This is a genomic window from Streptomyces sp. NPDC006655 (assembly GCF_040703965.1).
Lineage (GTDB): Bacteria > Actinomycetota > Actinomycetes > Streptomycetales > Streptomycetaceae > Streptomyces.
Genome location: NZ_JBEYJU010000051.1, coordinates 20,883 through 39,800 on the forward strand (window position 1 = coordinate 20,883; position 18,918 = coordinate 39,800).

The window sequence follows — 18,918 nt, forward strand, 5'->3', positions numbered from 1 at the left end:
GCACCGCGAACCCGGAATTAGGCCTCCGTCGGCTGCCGGACGTTGCCCCGGACCCACTCCACGATGGACGTCGTGGTCGCGCCCGGTGTGAAGATCGCGGCGACACCCTTCTCCTTGAGGGGGGCGATGTCGTCCTCGGGGATGATCCCGCCGCCGAACACCAGGATGTCCTCGGCTTCGCGCTGCCGGAGCAGGTCGAGGACCGCGGCGAACAGGGTGTTGTGGGCGCCGGAGAGGATGGAGAGACCGATGGCGTCGGCGTCCTCCTGGATGGCCGTGTCGACGATCTGCTCGGGCGTCTGGTGGAGCCCGGTGTAGATGACCTCCATACCGGCGTCGCGCAGCGCCCGCGCGATCACCTTCGCGCCGCGGTCATGACCGTCGAGCCCCGGTTTGGCCACCACCACGCGGATCGGACCGGCTGCCACACCCATCACTGCCTCCATGACCAGAAGTGAACGAACGTTATCTCCAGCATCCCGCAACCGGCAGTTTCGCGGAGGTTACCGAGGGGGAAATCACACACAGTGGGACACGTCAGGGAGCCGCAGCGTGGTCCGCGGGGGCGACAGGGGCACGCGACGCGGCCTGCCGTCGTACCCGCGCGACCTCCGCCCGGCCTCCCGCAAGGGCATACGGGGGACGGAGCCGCCCTCCGCGTGCCGACAGGAGGTCGGCCGATGAAGGTCACCGGGGTCTTCGACCCCTTTCTCCCGCTCTGCCGCCGCCTCCTGCCGGGCAGACTCGCCGGACTGTCGGTGGCCCTGCTGAAGTCGACCGCCCTGGAGGCGGCGATCCTCGCCGGGCACCTGCTGCTCTATCCCACCGGTCTCACCCCGGAGCGCCGCCCACCCGCTCCCGTCACTCCCGCGGCTCCCGTCACTCCCGCCGCTCCGCCCGCCGAGCACGACGGCACCGCCCGGCTGCCGGTCCGCGCGGTCCCGCCGGTCGTGCTGCTGCACGGCTTCATCGACAACCGCTCGGTCTTCGTCCTGTTGCGCCGCACCCTCGCCCGGCACGGCGGCCAGCGTGTCGAGTCGCTCAACTACTCACCGCTGACCTGTGACATCCGCACCGCGGCGGAACTGCTCGGCAGGCACATAGAGGAGATCTGCGAGCGCACGGGCAGCCCCCGGGTCGACATCGTGGGGCACAGCCTCGGCGGGCTGATCGCGCGCTACTACGTCCAGCGCCTCGGCGGCGATCTGCGCGTGGGCACCCTGGTGACGCTCGGCACCCCGCACTCCGGCACCCGGGTGGCACCGCTCGCCGACGCGCACCCGATCGTGCGCCAGATGCGCCCCGGTTCCGAGGTGGTCGAGGAACTGGCCCGTCCGGCGCCCGGCTGCCGCACCCGGTTCGTGAGCTTCTGGAGCGACCTCGACTCGCTGATGGACCCGGTGGAGGCGGCCCGTATCGAGCACCCGGACCTCCTGGCGACGAACGTGCGCGTGACCGGGATCGGCCACCTCGCCCTGCCCGTCCATCCGGCGGTCGCCGTCGGCATAAGGGAAGCCCTCGACGAGGCGCACTCGGAGGAGCGGACGGCCGGCGGTCTGACGGTGGCGTGACCGGCCCCAGCCTCGAACACCCCTCGAACACAAGGCCAAACCCGCGCCCGCCGTCCCCCGAAACACGGCCGAATGCCCCTTTCCCGCAGCCACGAAACCTGTTGAAGATTGTCGCGCCCGTATACCGCCGGGTACAGTCGCCGCACTGCTCTGCCAGCCCCTGTTGTCGAGGCGAAAGAGAAGTTGGTGAACGACCGTCACCCGTCGGGGACCATGACCACCCCGGCTCCGGCTTCCGACGCCGGCCCGGCGCACTACGCGTCGTACGGCACCCAGGAAGCCCAGTACGGGGACTTCACCACGTACGGCGACCACACCGCCACCGCGTTCCACAGCGACCCGCTCTTCGGCAACCTGCCCGACCAGGGCCAGGGCACCGGCGCGTACGACACCACGCAGTGGCGGACGGCCGACGACCGGACACCCCCCTACGACACGTACGCGGCCCAGCACCACGCCGCCTACGACTCCGGTGCCTACGACAGCACCGCCTGGACCGTCCCGGCACAGGGCACGCAGGAGTCGGTCACCGACACCAGCGGTCACTGGGACGCGAACGCGTGGCTCCAGCCCGACCAGTCAGGCATGGCAGGCGCCACCCAGCAGTGGGAGTGGGGCACCCAGACCTTCGACACCGGCGCGTACGACGCCACGCAGTGGAACTCCGACGGCACCCCGGCGCAGGCCGCCGAGCCGGCGCAGGAACCGCACACCACGGGCTCCTTCGAGCAGCTCCCCTACGAGGAGGGCGCCTACGACGAGCCGGCGTACGACGAGGCCCCGGCCGCCGAGGGGGAGTTGTCGGCCACCGGTGAGCTACCTGCAGTAACGCCACTGCTGGAAGACCAGGAAGAGGTCACCCCGGCGGTCGCGGCGTCCGCGACACGCGCCGGCTCCCGTGCGGGGGCGCGTTCCCGTCGTCGTACGCCCCCCAAGCGGTCCGCGCTGCTGACCGTCGCCGTGCCGTCGGCCTGTGTGATGGGGGTCGCCGGGATCGCGGTCGCCTCCGTCGGGGGTCTGACCGACGACGGCAAGGACACCACGGCCTCGGCCTCCGACGCGCAGACGGTGAAGCCGTCCGCCGCCAACAGCACACTGGACGCCCAGCTCAGGACCCTCTCGGCGGGCGCCGACGACTTCGCCGACCGGGCCAGCCGGACCCAGGAGCGCATCGACCTCAAGGCCCAGCAGGAGGCCGAGAAGAAGAAGGCGGCGGCGGAGGCGGCCCGCAAGGAGCGGCTGCGCCCCAAGTACGTGCTCCCGGTCACGCAGCGGGGGCTCAGTGCCTACTTCGGCCAGGCCGGCGTCAACTGGATGTCCGTCCACACGGGCATCGACTTCCCCGTCTCGTACGGCACGACGGTGATGGCCGCCACCGACGGCGTCGTCTCCACCAAGTGGAACAGCGCCTACGGCAACATGATGATCGTGACGGCGAAGGACGGCACGGAGACCTGGTACTGCCACCTCTCCTCGTACCGCGTCGCCTCCGGTACGACCGTGAAGGCCGGCGATCCGATCGCGTACTCCGGGAACTCCGGCAACTCCACCGGCCCGCACCTGCACTTCGAGGTCCGGCCGGCGGGCGGCGCCGCCATAGACCCGCTGCCGTGGCTGCGCAGCCACGGACTGGATCCCACCTGATCGCCCGCTGAGCCCCCGTCCACGGCGGGGGCTCAGGCGTCCACGGCTTCCCGGCGCCTACGGCTTCCCGGCGTCTACAGCTTCTCCACCGGCGCGTACCGCAGGAGCAGGCGCTTCGGCTTGTCGTCGCCGAAGTCGATCGTCGCCTCCGCGTTCCCGCCGGTGCCCTTCACCGCGACGACCGTGCCGAGGCCGAACTGGTCGTGGGTGACCCGGTCGCCGACGGCCAGCGAGACCACCGGCTTCTCCGCCGTCCGCCGGGTGGCGAAGCCCGAGGCGCCCGACGCCGAGGAGCGCGAGCGGGTCGAGGACAGCGAGGCGGCCACGCCCGACGCCGGTCCCGATGACACCGGCGCCATCGCCCCGGTCCGCTTCCACTCCAGATAGGCGCCCGGGATCTCCTCCAGGAAACGGGAGGGCGGGTTGTACGACGGCTGGCCCCAGGCGCTGCGCATCGACGACCGGGTGAGGTACAGCCGCTCCCGCGCGCGCGTGATGCCGACGTACGCGAGACGCCGCTCCTCCTCCAGTTCCTTGGTCTGCCCGAGGGCCCGCATGTGCGGGAAGACGCCGTCCTCCATGCCGGTGAGGAACACCACCGGGAACTCGAGGCCCTTCGCGGTGTGCAGGGTCATCAGGGTGATGACGCCGTCGCCGTTCTCGTCGTCGTCCGGGATCTGGTCGGAGTCGGCGACCAGGGCGACCCGCTCCAGGAAGTCGGCGAGCCCGCCGGTCGCCTCGCCCTCCTCGGACTCCTGCTCGAACTCCAGGGCCACGGAGGCGAGCTCCTGGAGGTTCTCGATACGGGTCTCGTCCTGCGGATCCGTCGAGTTCTGCAACTCGGCCAGGTACCCGGTGCGTTCGTAGATCGCCTCCAGGACCGTGGCCGGTCCGGCGCCGGACTCCACGACCGTACGCAGTTCCTCCATCAGCGTGTTGAACCGCTTGACCGCGTTCGTCGACCGCGCGGCCATGCCGTACGCCTCGTCGACGCGCCTGAGCGCCTGCGGGAAGCTGATCTTCTCGCGCTGGGCGAGGGCGTCGATCATCGCCTCCGCGCGGTCGCCGATCCCGCGCTTGGGGACGTTGAGGATCCGGCGCAGCGGGACGGAGTCCTCCGGGTTGGCCAGCACCCGCAGGTAGGCGAGTACGTCCCGGACCTCCTTGCGCTCGTAGAAGCGGACACCGCCGACGACCTTGTAGGGCAGGCCGACGCGGATGAAGATCTCCTCGAAGACACGGGACTGGGCGTTGGTGCGGTAGAAGACCGCGACATCGCCCGCCTTCGCCTCGCCCGCGTCCGTCAGCCGGTCTATCTCGTCGGCGACGAACTGGGCCTCGTCGTGCTCGGTGTCGGCGACGTAACCGGTGATCTGCGCGCCCGCGCCCGCGTTGGTCCACAGGTTCTTCGGGCGGCGGGACTCGTTGCGCTCGATGACCGCGTTGGCGGCGGAGAGGATCGTCTGCGTGGAGCGGTAGTTCTGCTCCAGGAGGATCGTCGTCGCGTTCGGGTAGTCCTCCTCGAACTGGAGGATGTTGCGGATCGTCGCGCCCCGGAAGGCGTAGATCGACTGGTCGGCGTCACCCACCACGCACAGTTCGGCGGGCGGCAGGTCGTGCTCGGCGGGCGGCACGTCCTCGGCGTGCGCACCCGTGCCGACCAGCTCCCGCACCAGGGCGTACTGGGCGTGGTTGGTGTCCTGGTACTCGTCGACCAGGACGTGCCGGAAGCGGCGGCGGTAGTGCTCGGCGACGTCCGGGAAGGCGCGCAGCAGGTTGACCGTCGTCATGATCAGGTCGTCGAAGTCGAGGGCGTTCGCCTCGCGCAGCCGCGACTGGTACAGGGCGTAGGCCTGGGCGAGGGTCTTCTCGAAGCCGTCGCTCGCGCGGGCGGCGAAGTCCTCCTCGTCAACCAGCTCGTTCTTCAGGTTGCTGATCTGGGCGCTGAAGGACTTCGGCGGGTAGCGCTTGGGGTCGAGGTCCAGGTCACGGCAGACCAGGGCCATCAGGCGCTTGGAGTCGGCCGCGTCGTAGATCGAGAAGGAGGAGGTGAAGCCGAGCTTCTTGCTCTCCCGGCGCAGGATCCGCACGCAGGCGCTGTGGAAGGTCATCACCCACATCGCGTTCGCGCGCGGGCCGACGAGCTGCTCGACGCGCTCCTTCATCTCGCCCGCGGCCTTGTTGGTGAAGGTGATCGCGAGGATCTGGCCCGGGTGGACGTGGCGCTCGCCGAGCAGGTGGGCGATGCGGTGGGTGAGCACGCGCGTCTTGCCGGAACCGGCGCCGGCCACGATGAGCAGCGGGGAACCGGCGTGCACGACGGCCGCGCGCTGGTTCTCGTTCAGCCCCTCCAGGAGGGCGGCCGCGTCCAGGGCGGGGCGGGCGGCGCCGTCGCGGTAGTAGGCGTCCCGGTCCGGGGGCGTGTCGAACCGCCCGCCGAACAGGTCGTCCGGAACCGGCTCGGGTCCCTGCTCGTCCTCGGGCGGCGGCGGGGGTTCCTCCTCGTGGCCGCGGGGGGGCTGGAGGCTCGCCAGGAAGCTGTCGTCAAAGAGGCTGCTCATCGCTCTCCGAGTCTAGGGCGCCCCACCGACAACCGGCCCCCGCCCCGGAAACTCGCCCCGGCCACCCGAAGGACTCGGCCCCTTACCATCAGTGATTCCGACAGGTCGCCACACATCGACGCGAACCACCCGCAGCCGGGGGACTCAACACTCAGGTCACGAAAATGTATCGGGCATATCGCACATCAACCTTCACACGGAGCACACGAGTTGGCTACCGTGCCGGGCAGGCCGCACGACCCCCACCGGCGAACGTCGCCGGGCCGCGCGGCCTCCGCCGAGTCCGGGATGCCGCCACGCATCCGGAGCCGGGGACCCACACCGACCTTGGGGTGAATCGGTCCCACCTCCTCTCCGGGGGAGGAACACCGTAGGGCAACCCTTCCGAACCACCCGCCCGAACCCTCCCCCAGAGCCTTAAGGGCCTGGGGGTGCCCCCACCGCCAACCCGGTAGGCGGAACACTGGAAGGAGTCGCCTCCCTTGGCGTCGCACCGCAGGTCCCGCCCCTCCGCAACGCGCGCAGCGGGCATACGCACCCCCGCCCTGGCCACCGCCGCCCTCACCTCCGTGGCCCTCCTCTCCCAGACGGCCGACGCGGCGCCCTCCGAGGACGGCAGGCCGAGCCTGGAGGAGGTGGAGAAGAAGGTCGACGACCTCTACCGGCAGGCGGAGTCGGCGACCGAGAAGTACGACGCGGCCAAGGAGCGGACCGGCAAGCAGCGCAAGCGCGTCGACACCATGCTCGGCGACGTGGCCGAGCGCACGGACCGGCTGAACAGAGCACGTGAGGAACTGGGGTCGTTCGCCGCGGCGCAGTACCGGACCGGGACCGAGGTCCCCCGGACGGCGACCTTCCTGCTCGCGAACGACCCGCAGGACTACTTCGACCAGTCGCAGCTGATGAACCGGCTGACCTCGCGCCAGAAGGACGCGGTCGACGACTACGTCACCCAGCAGTCCGCGACCATGAGGAAGCGGCAGGAGGCCGCGAGGAGCCTGGAGACGCTCACCGAGACCCAGGACGACCTCAGGACCGCCAAGGCCACCGTCCAGTCGAAACTGGCCGCCGCGCGGCAGCTGCTGTCGAAGCTGACGGCCGAGGAGAAGACGCGCCTCGCGCAGATCGAGAAGGAGAGGCAGGAGGAGGCGGCGCGCAAGGCGGCGGAGCTGGCGAAGCAGCAGGCGGCGGCCGCCCGGCAGGAGGCCGCGTCGTCATCGGCCGGCAGCTCCTCGTCCGCCACCTCGTCGCCCGCGTCCTCGTCCTCCTCCGACGCCGCCTACGCCACGAAGGCCGCCAAGGCGATCGCCTTCGCCCGCGCGCAGATCGGCAAGCCGTACGTCTGGGGCGCGACCGGCCCCGGTTCCTACGACTGCTCCGGCCTCTCCCAGGCCGCCTGGAAGGCGGCCGGCGTATCCCTGCCGCGCACCACCTACGACCAGGTGACATCCGGCACCACCGTCTCCCTCGCCGACGCCCAGCCCGGTGACCTGGTCTTCTTCTACGACGACATCAGCCACGTGGGTGTCTACACCGGCAACGGGATGATGATCCACGCCCCCAAGCCCGGCGCGTACGTCCGGGAGGAGTCGATCTACTACGGAGGCGAGTCGATCATCCACAGTGTGGTGCGACCGGCCTGAGGAACCCACCCACGCGCCTGCGCGTGGCCCGCCGGCACGGCGCCCGGCGCTCCTTAGCATCGGCACCATGTCCGGCATCTCCTCCGTTCGCGCCTGGTGGGCGCGGCGTCCGCCGGCGGCCGGGGCCGCCGTGACGGCCACCGGCATCGTGTCGGTGGGGTTGCAGCAGGCGGGGGCGGAGACCCTGTCCCGGGTCGCGCTGGTGCTGGCCTGTGCGGCGTGGGTGGGACTGGCCGCGGACTTCGTCGTACGGTTGCTCGCCGACCGCCGGCGATGGCTGACGGAGGCGAGGAAACCGAGCGCCCTCACGGCCGTGGCGGCGACGAGCGTACTGGGGACGCGGTTCTCGCTGCTGGGCCGGCAGCCCCTCGCCGAGGCGCTGCTGGCGCTGGCGACGCTGCTGTGGCCGCCGCTGCTCGTCCTCGTCGTACGGCACTGGAAGAAGCGGATGCCCGGCTCCGTGTTCCTGGGCTGCGTGGCCACCGAGGGGCTCACCGTGCTCGGCGCGACGCTGGCGGCGGCCCTGGGCACGGCGTGGCTCGCGCACCTGGCACTGGTGCTCTTCTGGCTGGGGCTGGCACTGTACGGGCTCGCGGTGCCGCATTTCGCGGGGCGGCAGGTCGTCGTGGGGCCCGGCGACCAGTGGGTGGCCGGTGGCGCCCTGGCGATCTCGGCGCTGGCCGGGGCGGAGCTGCTGGCCGCCGACAGCGCCCGGCCGTACCTGTGGAACGACGACGACCAGGGCGTCCTGCGCACGGTCACCGTGGCGCTGCTGGTCCTGGCCCTGGCCTGGTACGCCGTCCTGCTGGCCGCGGAGGTGGCCCGGCCCCGACTCCGTTACGACGAACGGCGCTGGGCGACCGTGTTCCCGATGGGGATGACGGCGGCGGCCGTGCTCTCGGTGGCGACCGCCGTCGGCGTCCCGTTGCTGACCTGGCCGGGGCGGGTGCTGGTGTGGATCGCGGTGGCGGCCTGGCTCGCGGTGGCCGCCGGGGCGGCGGTGACCGCCCGTGCCGCCCTCGGGACGGCGTCCTGAGAAGGCTCCGGGACGGTCACGTCCACAGCACGGCGATGAAGATGTTCGCCGTCGTCAGCAGACCCACCAGCCCGAAGGCGTTCTTCGCCACCTTCTCCTCGTCGCGCTGCACGTAGACCAGCCCGAGGATCACGATCAGCAGGGCGAGCTTCACGCCGATCTTGACGGTGTTCACGTGGTGGCCGTCGGCCTCGTTGAGGCCGACCAGGATCACGCCGGTCGCGAGCATGGTGAACGCGCCGTGCAGCATCCCGGGGACGAACCGGGCCGTGCCCCGGCCCATCGCCTTCATCTGGGTGAGGAAGCCGCCGAGCAGCGCGGCGATGCCGATGATGTGCAGGCCGAGGAAGAGATGGATGAGTACGTCCATGGCTCCGGAGCCTAATCAGGGCCCCGGACGGCGCTGTCCCCGGCCCCGCCCCGGCCTCGCCCCGGCCCCACCTCGGTGCCGTCTCGTACCGCCTCGGTACCGCCTCGGTGCGCGCGCGTCGTCGCATATATGCACCCCATAGCAGCCCGCGGCCCCCGCCCGCCCCGGAACCGCCACTTCGGTCATCCCGCCCCGCTAAGCCGACGGCTCCGGATCGGAACTCCGGCCACATACCGTCAGGTAACGATCCGGTCACGCCAATTCCGTGCATCGCGTTACCAGGCCGACACATCCGGGCCTAGCGTCCTCCCCCAGGTGACCGACTCCCCACCGCCGCCCGGACCAGGGGCGGCCGTCGGGCACCACCGCCGAAAGGTGTCCGGCGGCGGCCCGCTCCCCTGTGCGGCCCGCCGCCGGACGCGCACCCGCTCCCCCGCGGCCGGACGAAAGGACGTGAACAGCCCAGGTGGCAGCGCACCGCAAGCCCCGGCAGAGTCCCCTCAGCGGTCATACGGCCCGCGCGGCCGTCACCGTCGCCCTCGCGGGCGCGGCCACCGCGACGTGCTTCGACGGGACCGGACACGCCGAGCCGCGACTGACACCCGCGCAGGTGAAGGCCAAGGTGGACCGGCTGTACCAGGAGGCCGAGGCGGCCACCCAGAAGTACGACGGCGCCAAGGACCAGGCCGACGCGGCCCAGCGACGGCTGAAGTCGTTGCAGGACCAGACCGCCCGCCGGCAGGAGCAGCTCAACTCCGCCCGGGACGCGCTCGGGGCGACGGCGGCGGCGCAGTACCGCGACGGCGGTATCGATCCGGCCTGGCAGCTGGTGCTGTCCGGCGATCCCGACCGGTACCTGGACGACGCCGCGTTCGCCGAACGGGCCGGTGACCGGCAGGCCGCCGCGGTGGCGCGGGTGCGCGGGCAGCTGCGCGAGATCGAGCAGCTGCGCGGTGCGGCGCGTGTCGTGCTGACGGGACTGCGGTCACGGCAGGCCGAGCTGAAGCGGCAGAAGGCCACGGTCGACGCCGAACTCGGCGAGGCCCGGCGGCTGCTGTCCGGCCTGTCGCCCGCGCAGCGGGCCGCCGTCACGGCGGACGGCACCGGCCGCGCCTCCCGCTCGGCGTCCGACGGCCGCGACCCCCTGACCCAGGGCGGTGTCGCCGCCCCCGACGCCCGCGCCGCCGCCCCCGACTCCCGCGCCGCGGCCGCCGTCGCCTACGCCTACTCGAAGCTCGGCAGCCCCTACGTGTGGGGCGCGACGGGCCCCGACGCCTTCGACTGCTCGGGCCTGGCCCAGGCCGCCTACCGCTCCGCCGGGGTCTCCATCCCGCGCACCACCTACGCGCAGATCAACGCCGGCCACCGCGTCTCACGCTCCGAACTCCAGCCGGGCGACCTGGTGTTCTTCTACTCGGGCATCAGCCACGTGGGCATCTACATCGGCAACGGCCAGATGATCCACGCCCCCAACCCGTCGGCACCGGTACGGATCGCCCCCGTCGACGAGATGCCGTTCGCGGGGGCGACGCGGGTGGCGTGAGATGCCTCTCGAAGCTCGAGCGCCGCTACGGGCGCAGGCGAGGGAGACGGTCCAGGAGGCCCCTGTGTCGGCGAAACGGGGGCTTCGGGAGCGGGGGTGCGGGATCGGGAAGGAGGCGCGGTCCGAACGCTCGCGGTACCCGCCGTGATCGTCAACGCGCCCGGCGGACGGTCACACCAGGCGGCGTGCCGTCGCCCAGCGGGTCAGTTCGTGCCGGTTGGACAGCTGCAACTTGCGCAATACCGCCGAGACATGGGACTCGACCGTCTTGACCGAGATGAACAGCTGCTTGGCGATCTCCTTGTAGGCATAGCCGCGGGCGATGAGGCGCAGGACCTCGCGCTCGCGCTGGGTGAGGCGGTCCAGGTCCTCGTCGACCGGCGGGGCGTCCGTGGAGGCGAAGGCGTCCAGGACGAACCCGGCGAGCCGTGGGGAGAAGACCGCGTCGCCCTCCTGGACCCGGAAGATCGAGTCGACCAGGTCGGTGCCGGTGATCGTCTTGGTGACATAGCCGCGGGCACCGCCGCGGATCACGCCGATCACGTCCTCGGCCGCGTCCGACACGGACAGCGCGAGGAAGCGCACCGGCTGCTCGGCGTCCGCCATCAACGGGGCGCACCGGCGCAGCACTTCGACCCCGCCGCCGCCCGGCAGATGCACGTCGAGGAGGACCACCTCGGGCCGGGTCGCGGTGATCACGGAGACCGCCTGGTCGACGTCGGCGGCCTCACCGACCACCTGGACGCCGGTCTGCTCGGTCTGGCCGATCTCGGCCTGGACACCCGTACGGAACATCCGGTGGTCGTCGACGAGGACCACCCGCACGCGGCGGCCCGCCTTCTCCGCGCCCTCCGCCGGACCCTTCGCCTCGGTCGCGTCGCTCATGACGTGTTCTCCACCCTCTCCATCTCCAGCTCGACCTCCGTGCCGCCGCCCGGTACGGACCGCAGACGTGCCGTGCCGCCGTGGCGCTCCATCCGGCCGATGATCGATTCTCTGACACCCATGCGGTCGGCGGGTATCGCGTCGGGATCGAACCCGGGTCCGCGGTCGCGGACGGACACGAACACCGTTCTTCCCTCGACTTCGGCGTAGACCTGGACGGCACCGCCCTCGCCACCGTACTTGGCGGCGTTGACCATCGCCTCGCGCGCGGCCTGCATCTGTGCGCCGGTCCGTTCGTCCAGCGGGCAGTCCCCGACCACCACGACCTCGATGGGGACGCCGTGCTTGTCCTCGACCTCGGCGGCGCTGCGGCGGACCGCGTCGGCGAGGGTGGTGGGTTCGTCGGCCTCGTCCTTGCCGGTGCCCTCCGGTTTGTAGAGCCAGGTGCGCAGGTCGCGCTCCTGGGCGCGGGCGAGACGGCGCACCTCGCCCGCGTTCTCCGCGTTGCGCTGGATCAGGGTGAGCGTGTGCAGCACGGAGTCGTGGACGTGGGCGGCGACCTCGGCCCGCTCCTGGGCGCGGATGCGCATCAGCCGCTCCTCGGAGAGGTCCTGGGTCATCCGCACCAGATACGGTCCGGCGAGCAGGGTGATGCCGACGACCACGGCGAGCGCGGCCTGGAGCACCGCGCCGATGTGCGCGGCGGAGCCCTGCATCAGGAAGACGCCCGTGACGCCCGCGGTGACGAGGAGGACGCCGAAACCCGCCCGCAGCAGGCTCAGTGTCCGCCGCCGGCTGCCGACCTCGACCCAGCGGGCCCGGCGGGCGTTGTCCGCCTGGCGCCAGACGAGGGCGACACCGGCGGCGACCAGGACCACGGGCAGGAGATAGGCCTTGGCACCGTTGGTCAGGTTGACGCTGCCCACGAACACCAGGGACACGACGACCATGAGCAGCAGGGCGACGATCTGGCCCCGGTCCGGTCTGCGGGCGACGAGGCGGCGGCGGCCGTCCGCCGAGGTCTCGGTGGCCACCAGGGAGGGCGGCTTCTGACCGCCCACCCCGCCCACGCCGAGCGGCACGAAGAACCAGAACGCCGCGTACAGCAGTGCGCCGAGGCCGTTGGCCATGAACAGGCCGACGAAGACGAGCCGGACCCACACGACGGGCAGGCCGAGATGCCCGGCGAGGCCCCGCGCCACTCCGCCGAGCCAGCGGCCGTCGCTGCTGCGGTAGAGCTTGCGCGGCGGCCGCGGGCCGTCGAGGGGCACTGCTGCGGCTTCCGGCATGCCATCGATGTTCACACGCCCGCAGGTGCGAAGCATCAGGGTCGACCCCCGAGACTCCCCTGATCTTCGGATTTCCCCGTGGCGACGCACGTTTCCCATGGCTCCGGGACCTTTCGAACGTTTCCCGGTCCGGTCTCGGGGCGGATTTCAGGGTTCGGCCAGGGTCATCCCGACTGCCGCCGGGGCGGCACGGCCGTCACCATGGACTCATGACTGATCACGAGCACGCCGCGACGGGTCCGGGACCCGGCCCCGGCCCGCGGCCCGCCCCGGGCTCCGGACCGCCGGATGCCGCGCCCGCCGCGACGGACACCACGGCGCCGGGAGCCGACGTCGGTGCGTCGACGCGGACCGTCGACGAGGCGCTCCCCCGGTTCCGGCGGGACCGCGGGCACAAAATGATCGCGGGCGTGTGCGCGGGGCTCGGGCGCCACACCGACCTGGACCCGGTGATCTTCCGCATCACCCTGGCCGTCCTGGCGGCGACCGGCGGCGTCGGCCTCCTCTTCTACGGCTTCGCCTGGCTCTTCGTGCCGTACGAGGACGACGAGGAGAACGAGGTCCGCAAGCTGCTGACCGGCCGGGTCGACGGGCAGGCCCTGGCGGCCGTGCTGTTCGCCCTGGTCGGCTGCGGAGTGCTGCTGACGATGATCAGGAACGGCGGGGTGCTGGCCTTCGCGGTCGTCCTGTCCGTACTCCTCGCGGGCGCCGGGTACTGGTCACGGCGCCGGGGCGCCCCCGACCCCGATCCGCTGTCCGCCCAGGCGGTCGCCGACGCCCCGCCCGAGGCCCAGGCCCCGCCGATCCCCGTCTCCTTTCCCTCATGGTGGCGCGACCCGATCGTCAAGGACGGCACCCATGTCGGAGGCACCGGCTACCTGTGGGGGCCGGCCGACGTGCGCGGCCCCGACGCCCCGGGGTTCGACTTCCGGCTCGGCACCCCATGGATCCACGGCCAGGACGTCTCCGCCCGGCGCGGCACGCCCCCAGGACCGCGCGCACCACGCGGACCGCACTGGATCAGCGGCTGGATCTTCCTGCTCGCGCTGCTGGTGGGCGTCCTGGGCACGAGCCTGACGTGGGGCACGCACCCGTTGGGCACCAGCCTCCAGACGGGTCTGGCCGGTGCGCTGATCGTCTTCGGACTGGGCACGGCACTCAGCTCCTTCCTGGGACGCACGGGAGCGGGCTCGCTGTTCCTGGCGCTCCTCACGGCGGCGCTGCTCGCGGGGGCGACCGCCATGCCGTCCGACATCAGCACGCACTGGACACGCGTCTCGTGGACCCCGGCCACGGCGGCACAGGTGGCCCCGGCGTACGACCTGGGGACCGGCGTCGGCACCCTGGACCTGCGGCACATACGCGTGGCCGACGGACGGACGGTGTCGACGTCGGCCGAGGTGGGCGCGGGCCGGCTGAGGATCGTCGTGCCGGCGGACGTGACGGTGCGGATGAGCATCGACGTGGGGGTGGGCGACATCCAGTTGCCCGGTGACGACAAGAAGGACGTGGATGTGGAGCCGGGCAGGCACAAGGACGTGACCCTGCCGCCGGTGAGCGGCGCGAAGCAGGCGGGCACGCTGGACCTGGACCTCCAGGTCGGCGCCGGACAGGTGGAGGTGACCCGTGCTGCGGCATGAGTTCCAGCCGGGGCGGCTGATCGTCGGTGTCTTCCTGACGGCCGCGGGGATCGCCTACGCCGGTGACGCGGGGGGCCTGTGGGAGACCGAGTGGTTCGCGGTCATCCCCATCATGGTGGCCGGCCTCTTCCTGGCGGCGGTGACGGCGTCCATGACCCGGGCGATACGCAAACGCCGCCGCCCGGGCGCTCGACCGGACGGGACGTCATAGCGCCGCGGCACCGAGCCCGGACGGCTCAGTGGCCCAGTCCCCCGGATCGCTGCCGTCGCCGGGCTCGGAGCATCGCGTCCAGGGAGAGGTAGGGGGCACCGGCGAGGACCAGGGGAAGCCAGGCCATCAGGTAGGCGAGGTCGTTGCCGTAGTAGTAGGGGGAGTTGGCCCAGCTCACGGTCAGCCAGAGGCTGAGCGAGATCAGCGCGCCGCCGAGGGCGGCGAGGCGGGCCAGCAGGCCGAAGAGGGTGCCGAGGCCGACGGCCACCTCTCCGATGGCGATCGCGGTGCCGAAGCCGACCGGGTTCTTCAGAGCCAGGTCGACCAGGGCCGGGATGGCCGCGGTGTCACGGACGGCGCGCATGGTGTCGCCGATGGAGCCGGAGCCGCCCGACTTCAGGAAGGCACTGTCGGTCAGTTTGTTCAGCCCGGCGTAGACGAAGGTGACGCCGAGGAAGATCCGCAGGGGAAGGAGGGCATATCGGGTGGCGACGTCCCGCAGGCCGCGGTCACCGTCGAGATAGGAGGAGTGCGTGTCCGTACGAATGCTGTGAGTCATCGCCAGTAGCCGCCTCTCGCCGCTGTGCCCAGGCCCTCACCAGACCATACGTACGACATCGGCGCCCGGCTCAATCCTTCTCCGGACGTTTTTCCGATTTTCGGCTGGTCTCCGTCACCCAGGACAGGGGGAAAGGTGGGCAAGACGGGTCAGAGGTGAGGGTGCCCGCCGATCCGCTCCGCTCGTCCTCAGTCTGCCACCTCGACCACGCACCGGTTCGTGGCCACTCCGGCCGCCGTGACCACCTGGACCTCCACCGATCCCGGCTCCACCTCGGCGGGTACGGGGACGGTCAGGACGTCGTCCGCGGGGTTGCTGAAGCCGCCGGTGACGGGGACCAGGGGGACGTGGACGTTGACGGCGCCGATGCGGACGACCATGCGGGAGAGGCGGTCGGCCGTCTGGGCGCCGGGCGGCACGAAGCCGGTGCCGCGGATCTCGATGTCGTCTCCGGTGCGGATCGGGCCGTCCAGGTCACCGGCCTCGCGGGCGCGGACGACGGAGAGGATCACCGGGCGGCCGCCCTCGGCGTACTTGCCGGCCAGGTAGGTCGCGGCGGAGATCAGTACCACCGCCGCGAGGCCCCAGGGCAGGTCGGGGAGCTGGTCGGGACGGCGGGCGAGACGTACGGCGGCGAAGACCAGGGCGACGACGCTGATCACGACGTACTGGATGTCGGCGAAGGTCCCCCGGCCCGCGTCGTCGGTCAGCAGGTCGGCGGCGCGGGGGCGGTGGGCGCGGACCTTCTGCAGGCGCTGGCCGAGGATCCGCAGCCCCACCACCCGGCGCACCAGGACGGCGATGCCGCTGACCGCGGCGAGGACGGTCACCACGCCGGCGCCACGGGCCAGGTCGAGGCCGGAGACGAGGGCGTCGCGTTCGGCGGGAGAGGAGGCGGCGGCCAGGCGGCCGGCCAGGACGAGGACGGCGTAGGCGACGAGCAGGACCCAGGAGGCGGCGACGGTGCGGGAGGTGGACATGCGGTTGTCCTCGCCGATGACGGGGGCGAGCACCCCGCCGCGCGCCCGGTGGAACCAGGAGGCGGCGCTGACGGCGAGGGCCACGGTCACGGCGGCGAGCAGCCCTGCGGTCCGGGCGCTGGTCCAGCCCGCGCCGATCGCGGTGAGGGCCTGGACGAGGAGCAGTACCAGGACGGCGCCCCACACGGTGGCCACGGTGCGCAGCCAGAGGCGGGCGAGCCAGGCCTCGCCCTCGGCCCGGCCGCGGTCGGCGACGACCTCGGCGGACTGGGTCAGTTCCTCCGAGACCCATTGGCGGGAGGCGGAGACCGAGTGGGCCACCGCCGCCGGCAGCCCCTGGCCGGCCGCGAACTCGTCGCGTTTGAGGAGGAACTCGGCGACCGCCCGCCGGTGCCCCTCGCGGGCCCCGTGCGGGCAGTCCCCGCACGCGCAGCCGCCCGTGTGGACACCCGGACCGGTGCCCTGCCTCGCCTCCTGCACCGCCACGCCCGACGCCTGCCTTCCCCACGCCCGGGGCACGGCGCGCAGGGCCCTCCCCGGGGCCGGGCGACGCCGTGCAACTCCCTTGTGTCGAGAGCGAATTGTGCCCTACCTCAGGGCGTTTTCGGTCAGTGGGCTGGTCACGACGAGTGAAGGTACGGAAGACACGTTGACCCGGCTGCCAGAATTCCCCCATGGCCGAGATCATCCAGCGGGACGGGACCTGGGCCTTCGACGGCAGCACGATCCGGATCACGCCGGGACGCCACCGCTCCGTACCGCTGTTCCGGCAGACCTACGGGGAGATCGCCGTACCCCTGGAGGCGGTGTCCGCGGTGGTGTACGAGCCGGAGCGCAGGCGGGGGCGGCTGAGGATGCGGCTGCGCGAGGGCGCGGACCCGTTGTTGCAGGCGACCGGCGGGCGGCTGCCGGAGGCCGCGGATCCGTACCGGCTGACGGTGGACGGGGACCGGTCCGGGATGGCCGAGTACGTCGTGGCGGAGATCCGGCAGTCGCTGCTGCTGGACCAGGTCCCCACGGAGCCGACGAAGGGGTATCTGCTGCCGGGGCCGCCGGTGCCGGTGTCGGTGCGGTCCTCGGACGGGACGGTGTCCTTCGACGGTACGCAGGTCCGGGTCGACTGGGCGGACACCTCGGACCGGGTGAAGCGGGCGACCGGGCCGCGGATCATCGGCATGGGCGACCTGGTGCGGGTGGAGTGGCTGCCCAACACCGGTTACGAGGACGGTTGCCTGCGGTTCGTGACCCGGGAGACGGCGTTCTCGAAGCTGCCGGCGGAGCGCGACCCGTACGCGCTCGACCTGTGGGGCAGTGTCCGCCGCGATCTGCTGACGGCGCTGGTCGCGGCGGCGGTCACGGCCCGGCTGCCGCATCCGTCGACCCGGCCCGGCGCGGCGTGCGCCGACCGGGACCGGCCGCCGGTGGCCGCGCCGCGCAGGCCGGCCGACCACCACGACCTGCTGCTGCGCCGGCTGCGGGAGCTGGGCGAGCTGCACCGGGACGGGGTGCTCACGGACGAGGAGTTCGTGCTGACGAAGGCGGCGGTGCTGAGGGGGTTCTGAGCGGGTCAGGTGAGCAGGTCCGGTTCGCTGCGGCTGATGTCCTGCCACAGGGGCTGGTAGTTGATCCAGGCCACCAGGTCGCCGCCGAGTTGTTCGCGGGTGGCGGCGGCGAGCTTGTGGTCGATGAGCAGCGGGCGGCCGGCCGCCTTCGCGGTCAGCTGGACCTGCGCGGAGCGTTCCATGGACAGGAACCACCAGGCGGCCGCGTCCACCGAGTCGCCGACGGTCAGCAGGCCGTGGTTGCGCAGCACCAGCGCCTTGTGCGAGCCGAGGACGGCGGCGATCCGGCGGCCCTCCTCGGCGTCGACGGCGACCCCGGTGTAGGCGTCGTAGAGGGCGTGGTCCTCGTAGAAGGCGCAGCTCTCCTGGCTGATGGGGTCGAGCAGGTCGCCGAGGGCGGACAGGGCGCGGCCGTGCACGGAGTGGCAGTGGGCGACGGCGACGACGTCCGGGCGGGCCGCGTGCACCTGGGCGTGGACGGTGAAGGCGGCCTGGTTGACGTGGTAGCGACCCTCGATGACCTGGCCGTCCTGGTTGGCCAGGACCAGGTCACTGACGGTGACGTGCCGGAACGGCATGCCGAAGGGGTTGACCCAGAAGCAGTTCGAGTACTCGGGATCGCGGGCGGTGATGTGCCCGGACACCCCGTCCTCGAACCCGGCCCGGCCGAAGATCCGCAGCGCGCCCGCGAGCCGCTCCTTGCGGTGCCGGCGCTCGTCGTCGAGCGAGTCGTGCATCGGCGGCATCGCGAACCGGAGCTGATCGGTGGGCAGCGGCAGGGGCGGGGTCGGCCCGTGCATAGGTCCTCCAGCACTGGGTGTGTCTTACGGGCGGAAGTTACCGCCGGTCAGTGCAGGAAAACAGAGCTGTTCCGTAAAGATGACGCACGCGAGCAATACACGACAGAAGATGTCGGGTATCACCAGGAGACTGGCACTCATGACGCGTACGAACTGGGCGGCCTTCGCCGCCGCCGCGCCCGAGCTGGCGCGCACCGCACAGGAGCGCTTCGCCCCCTATCGCCACCACGTCCTCGCCACCCTCCGCAAGGACGGCTCCCCCCGCACGTCGGGCCTGGAGGTGCAGTTCCTGGACGGGGAACTCCGGTTCGGCATGATGCCGGACTCGGTGAAGGCGCTGGACCTGTTGCGGGACCCGAGGTTCGCGCTCCAGGCCAACCCCGGGGAGGGCACCGCGATGGGCGGCACCGGGGACGTACGGATCAGCGGCCGGGCGTACGAGGTGACGGACCCGGCGGTGAAGGGGCCGTACGCGGAAGAGGTGAAACCGCCCGAGGGGCCGTTCCACCTCTTCCGTACCGAGCTGACGGAGGTCGTCCGGACCTACGTCGAGGACCCGTACCTGGTCGTCGAGACCTGGCGGCCGGACGGGCCGGTGCGCACGGTCAAGCGCACCTGAGCCCC

General features: G+C 72.1%; 17 protein-coding genes. 9 read left to right on the plus strand and 8 right to left on the minus strand.

Annotated features, from left to right (window positions below; genetic code table 11):
- Positions 1-17: 17 nt before the first annotated feature.
- On the minus strand, positions 18-434 hold the full coding sequence (locus AB0958_RS26875) for a cobalamin B12-binding domain-containing protein (RefSeq protein WP_366893029.1): 417 nt from the start codon (positions 432-434) through the stop codon (positions 18-20).
- A gap of 246 nt (positions 435-680) precedes the next feature.
- On the opposite strand from AB0958_RS26875, the gene AB0958_RS26880 reads away from it, so the two are divergent.
- Together AB0958_RS26880 and AB0958_RS26885 are read left to right on the plus strand one after the other, a co-directional pair.
- Positions 681-1,571, plus strand: a complete 891-nt coding sequence (locus AB0958_RS26880; RefSeq protein WP_366893030.1) for an alpha/beta fold hydrolase — start codon at positions 681-683, stop codon at positions 1,569-1,571.
- A gap of 186 nt (positions 1,572-1,757) precedes the next feature.
- Positions 1,758-3,215 (plus strand): M23 family metallopeptidase, encoded by a 1,458-nt coding sequence (locus tag AB0958_RS26885; protein ID WP_366893031.1) that lies wholly within the window; start codon positions 1,758-1,760, stop codon positions 3,213-3,215.
- A gap of 74 nt (positions 3,216-3,289) precedes the next feature.
- Here the strand turns inward: AB0958_RS26885 and pcrA are convergent, their stop codons facing one another.
- Positions 3,290-5,776 (minus strand): DNA helicase PcrA, encoded by a 2,487-nt coding sequence (pcrA, locus tag AB0958_RS26890; protein WP_366893032.1) that lies wholly within the window; start codon positions 5,774-5,776, stop codon positions 3,290-3,292.
- Positions 5,777-6,258: 482 nt separating this feature from the next.
- Between pcrA and AB0958_RS26895 the strand changes: the two genes are divergently transcribed.
- Together AB0958_RS26895 and AB0958_RS26900 are read left to right on the plus strand one after the other, a co-directional pair.
- Complete coding sequence (locus tag AB0958_RS26895) at positions 6,259-7,419, plus strand: NlpC/P60 family protein (RefSeq protein ID WP_366893033.1); 1,161 nt, start codon at positions 6,259-6,261, stop codon at positions 7,417-7,419.
- Between the two features lie 67 nt (positions 7,420-7,486).
- Complete coding sequence (locus tag AB0958_RS26900) at positions 7,487-8,455, plus strand: tellurite resistance/C4-dicarboxylate transporter family protein (RefSeq protein WP_366893034.1); 969 nt, start codon at positions 7,487-7,489, stop codon at positions 8,453-8,455.
- A 16-nt stretch (positions 8,456-8,471) separates the two neighbouring features.
- Here AB0958_RS26900 and AB0958_RS26905 read toward each other — a convergent pair whose 3' ends face one another.
- Entirely contained in the window at positions 8,472-8,825 is a 354-nt protein-coding gene (locus AB0958_RS26905) for a hypothetical protein (protein ID WP_366893035.1), read from the minus strand.
- Positions 8,826-9,291: 466 nt separating this feature from the next.
- Here AB0958_RS26905 and AB0958_RS26910 point away from each other — a divergent pair, with 466 nt between their 5' ends.
- Positions 9,292-10,368: an NlpC/P60 family protein gene (locus AB0958_RS26910; RefSeq protein ID WP_366893036.1), complete on the plus strand. Its 1,077-nt coding sequence runs from the start codon at positions 9,292-9,294 to the stop codon at positions 10,366-10,368.
- Between the two features lie 171 nt (positions 10,369-10,539).
- Here AB0958_RS26910 and AB0958_RS26915 read toward each other — a convergent pair whose 3' ends face one another.
- Complete coding sequence (locus tag AB0958_RS26915; protein ID WP_366893037.1) at positions 10,540-11,253, minus strand: response regulator transcription factor; 714 nt, start codon at positions 11,251-11,253, stop codon at positions 10,540-10,542.
- Positions 11,250-12,542: a PspC domain-containing protein gene (locus AB0958_RS26920; RefSeq protein ID WP_366893038.1), complete on the minus strand. Its 1,293-nt coding sequence runs from the start codon at positions 12,540-12,542 to the stop codon at positions 11,250-11,252. Before AB0958_RS26920 ends, AB0958_RS26915 begins: the two co-directional genes overlap by 4 nt.
- Before the next feature lie 209 nt (positions 12,543-12,751).
- Here AB0958_RS26920 and AB0958_RS26925 point away from each other — a divergent pair, with 209 nt between their 5' ends.
- Positions 12,752-14,182: a PspC domain-containing protein gene (locus AB0958_RS26925; protein WP_366893039.1), complete on the plus strand. Its 1,431-nt coding sequence runs from the start codon at positions 12,752-12,754 to the stop codon at positions 14,180-14,182.
- A complete protein-coding gene (locus tag AB0958_RS26930) occupies positions 14,169-14,393 on the plus strand; it encodes a hypothetical protein (RefSeq protein ID WP_366893040.1) in 225 nt (74 codons plus the stop codon). The genes AB0958_RS26925 and AB0958_RS26930 overlap by 14 nt, the downstream gene beginning before the upstream one ends.
- Positions 14,394-14,418: 25 nt before the next feature.
- Here the strand turns inward: AB0958_RS26930 and AB0958_RS26935 are convergent, their stop codons facing one another.
- Positions 14,419-14,952: a DoxX family protein gene (locus tag AB0958_RS26935; protein WP_366893041.1), complete on the minus strand. Its 534-nt coding sequence runs from the start codon at positions 14,950-14,952 to the stop codon at positions 14,419-14,421.
- A gap of 188 nt (positions 14,953-15,140) precedes the next feature.
- Complete coding sequence (locus AB0958_RS26940) at positions 15,141-16,418, minus strand: hypothetical protein (RefSeq protein WP_366893042.1); 1,278 nt, start codon at positions 16,416-16,418, stop codon at positions 15,141-15,143.
- 188 nt (positions 16,419-16,606) lie between these two features.
- Here AB0958_RS26940 and AB0958_RS26945 point away from each other — a divergent pair, with 188 nt between their 5' ends.
- A complete protein-coding gene (locus AB0958_RS26945) occupies positions 16,607-17,494 on the plus strand; it encodes a DUF4429 domain-containing protein (protein WP_366893043.1) in 888 nt (295 codons plus the stop codon).
- A gap of 5 nt (positions 17,495-17,499) precedes the next feature.
- On the opposite strand, the gene AB0958_RS26950 is transcribed toward AB0958_RS26945, so the two are convergent.
- Complete coding sequence (locus AB0958_RS26950; protein ID WP_366893044.1) at positions 17,500-18,294, minus strand: class II aldolase/adducin family protein; 795 nt, start codon at positions 18,292-18,294, stop codon at positions 17,500-17,502.
- A 139-nt stretch (positions 18,295-18,433) separates the two neighbouring features.
- Here AB0958_RS26950 and AB0958_RS26955 point away from each other — a divergent pair, with 139 nt between their 5' ends.
- Positions 18,434-18,913, plus strand: a complete 480-nt coding sequence (locus tag AB0958_RS26955; RefSeq protein ID WP_366893045.1) for a pyridoxamine 5'-phosphate oxidase family protein — start codon at positions 18,434-18,436, stop codon at positions 18,911-18,913.
- The last annotated feature ends 5 nt before the right edge of the window (positions 18,914-18,918 follow it).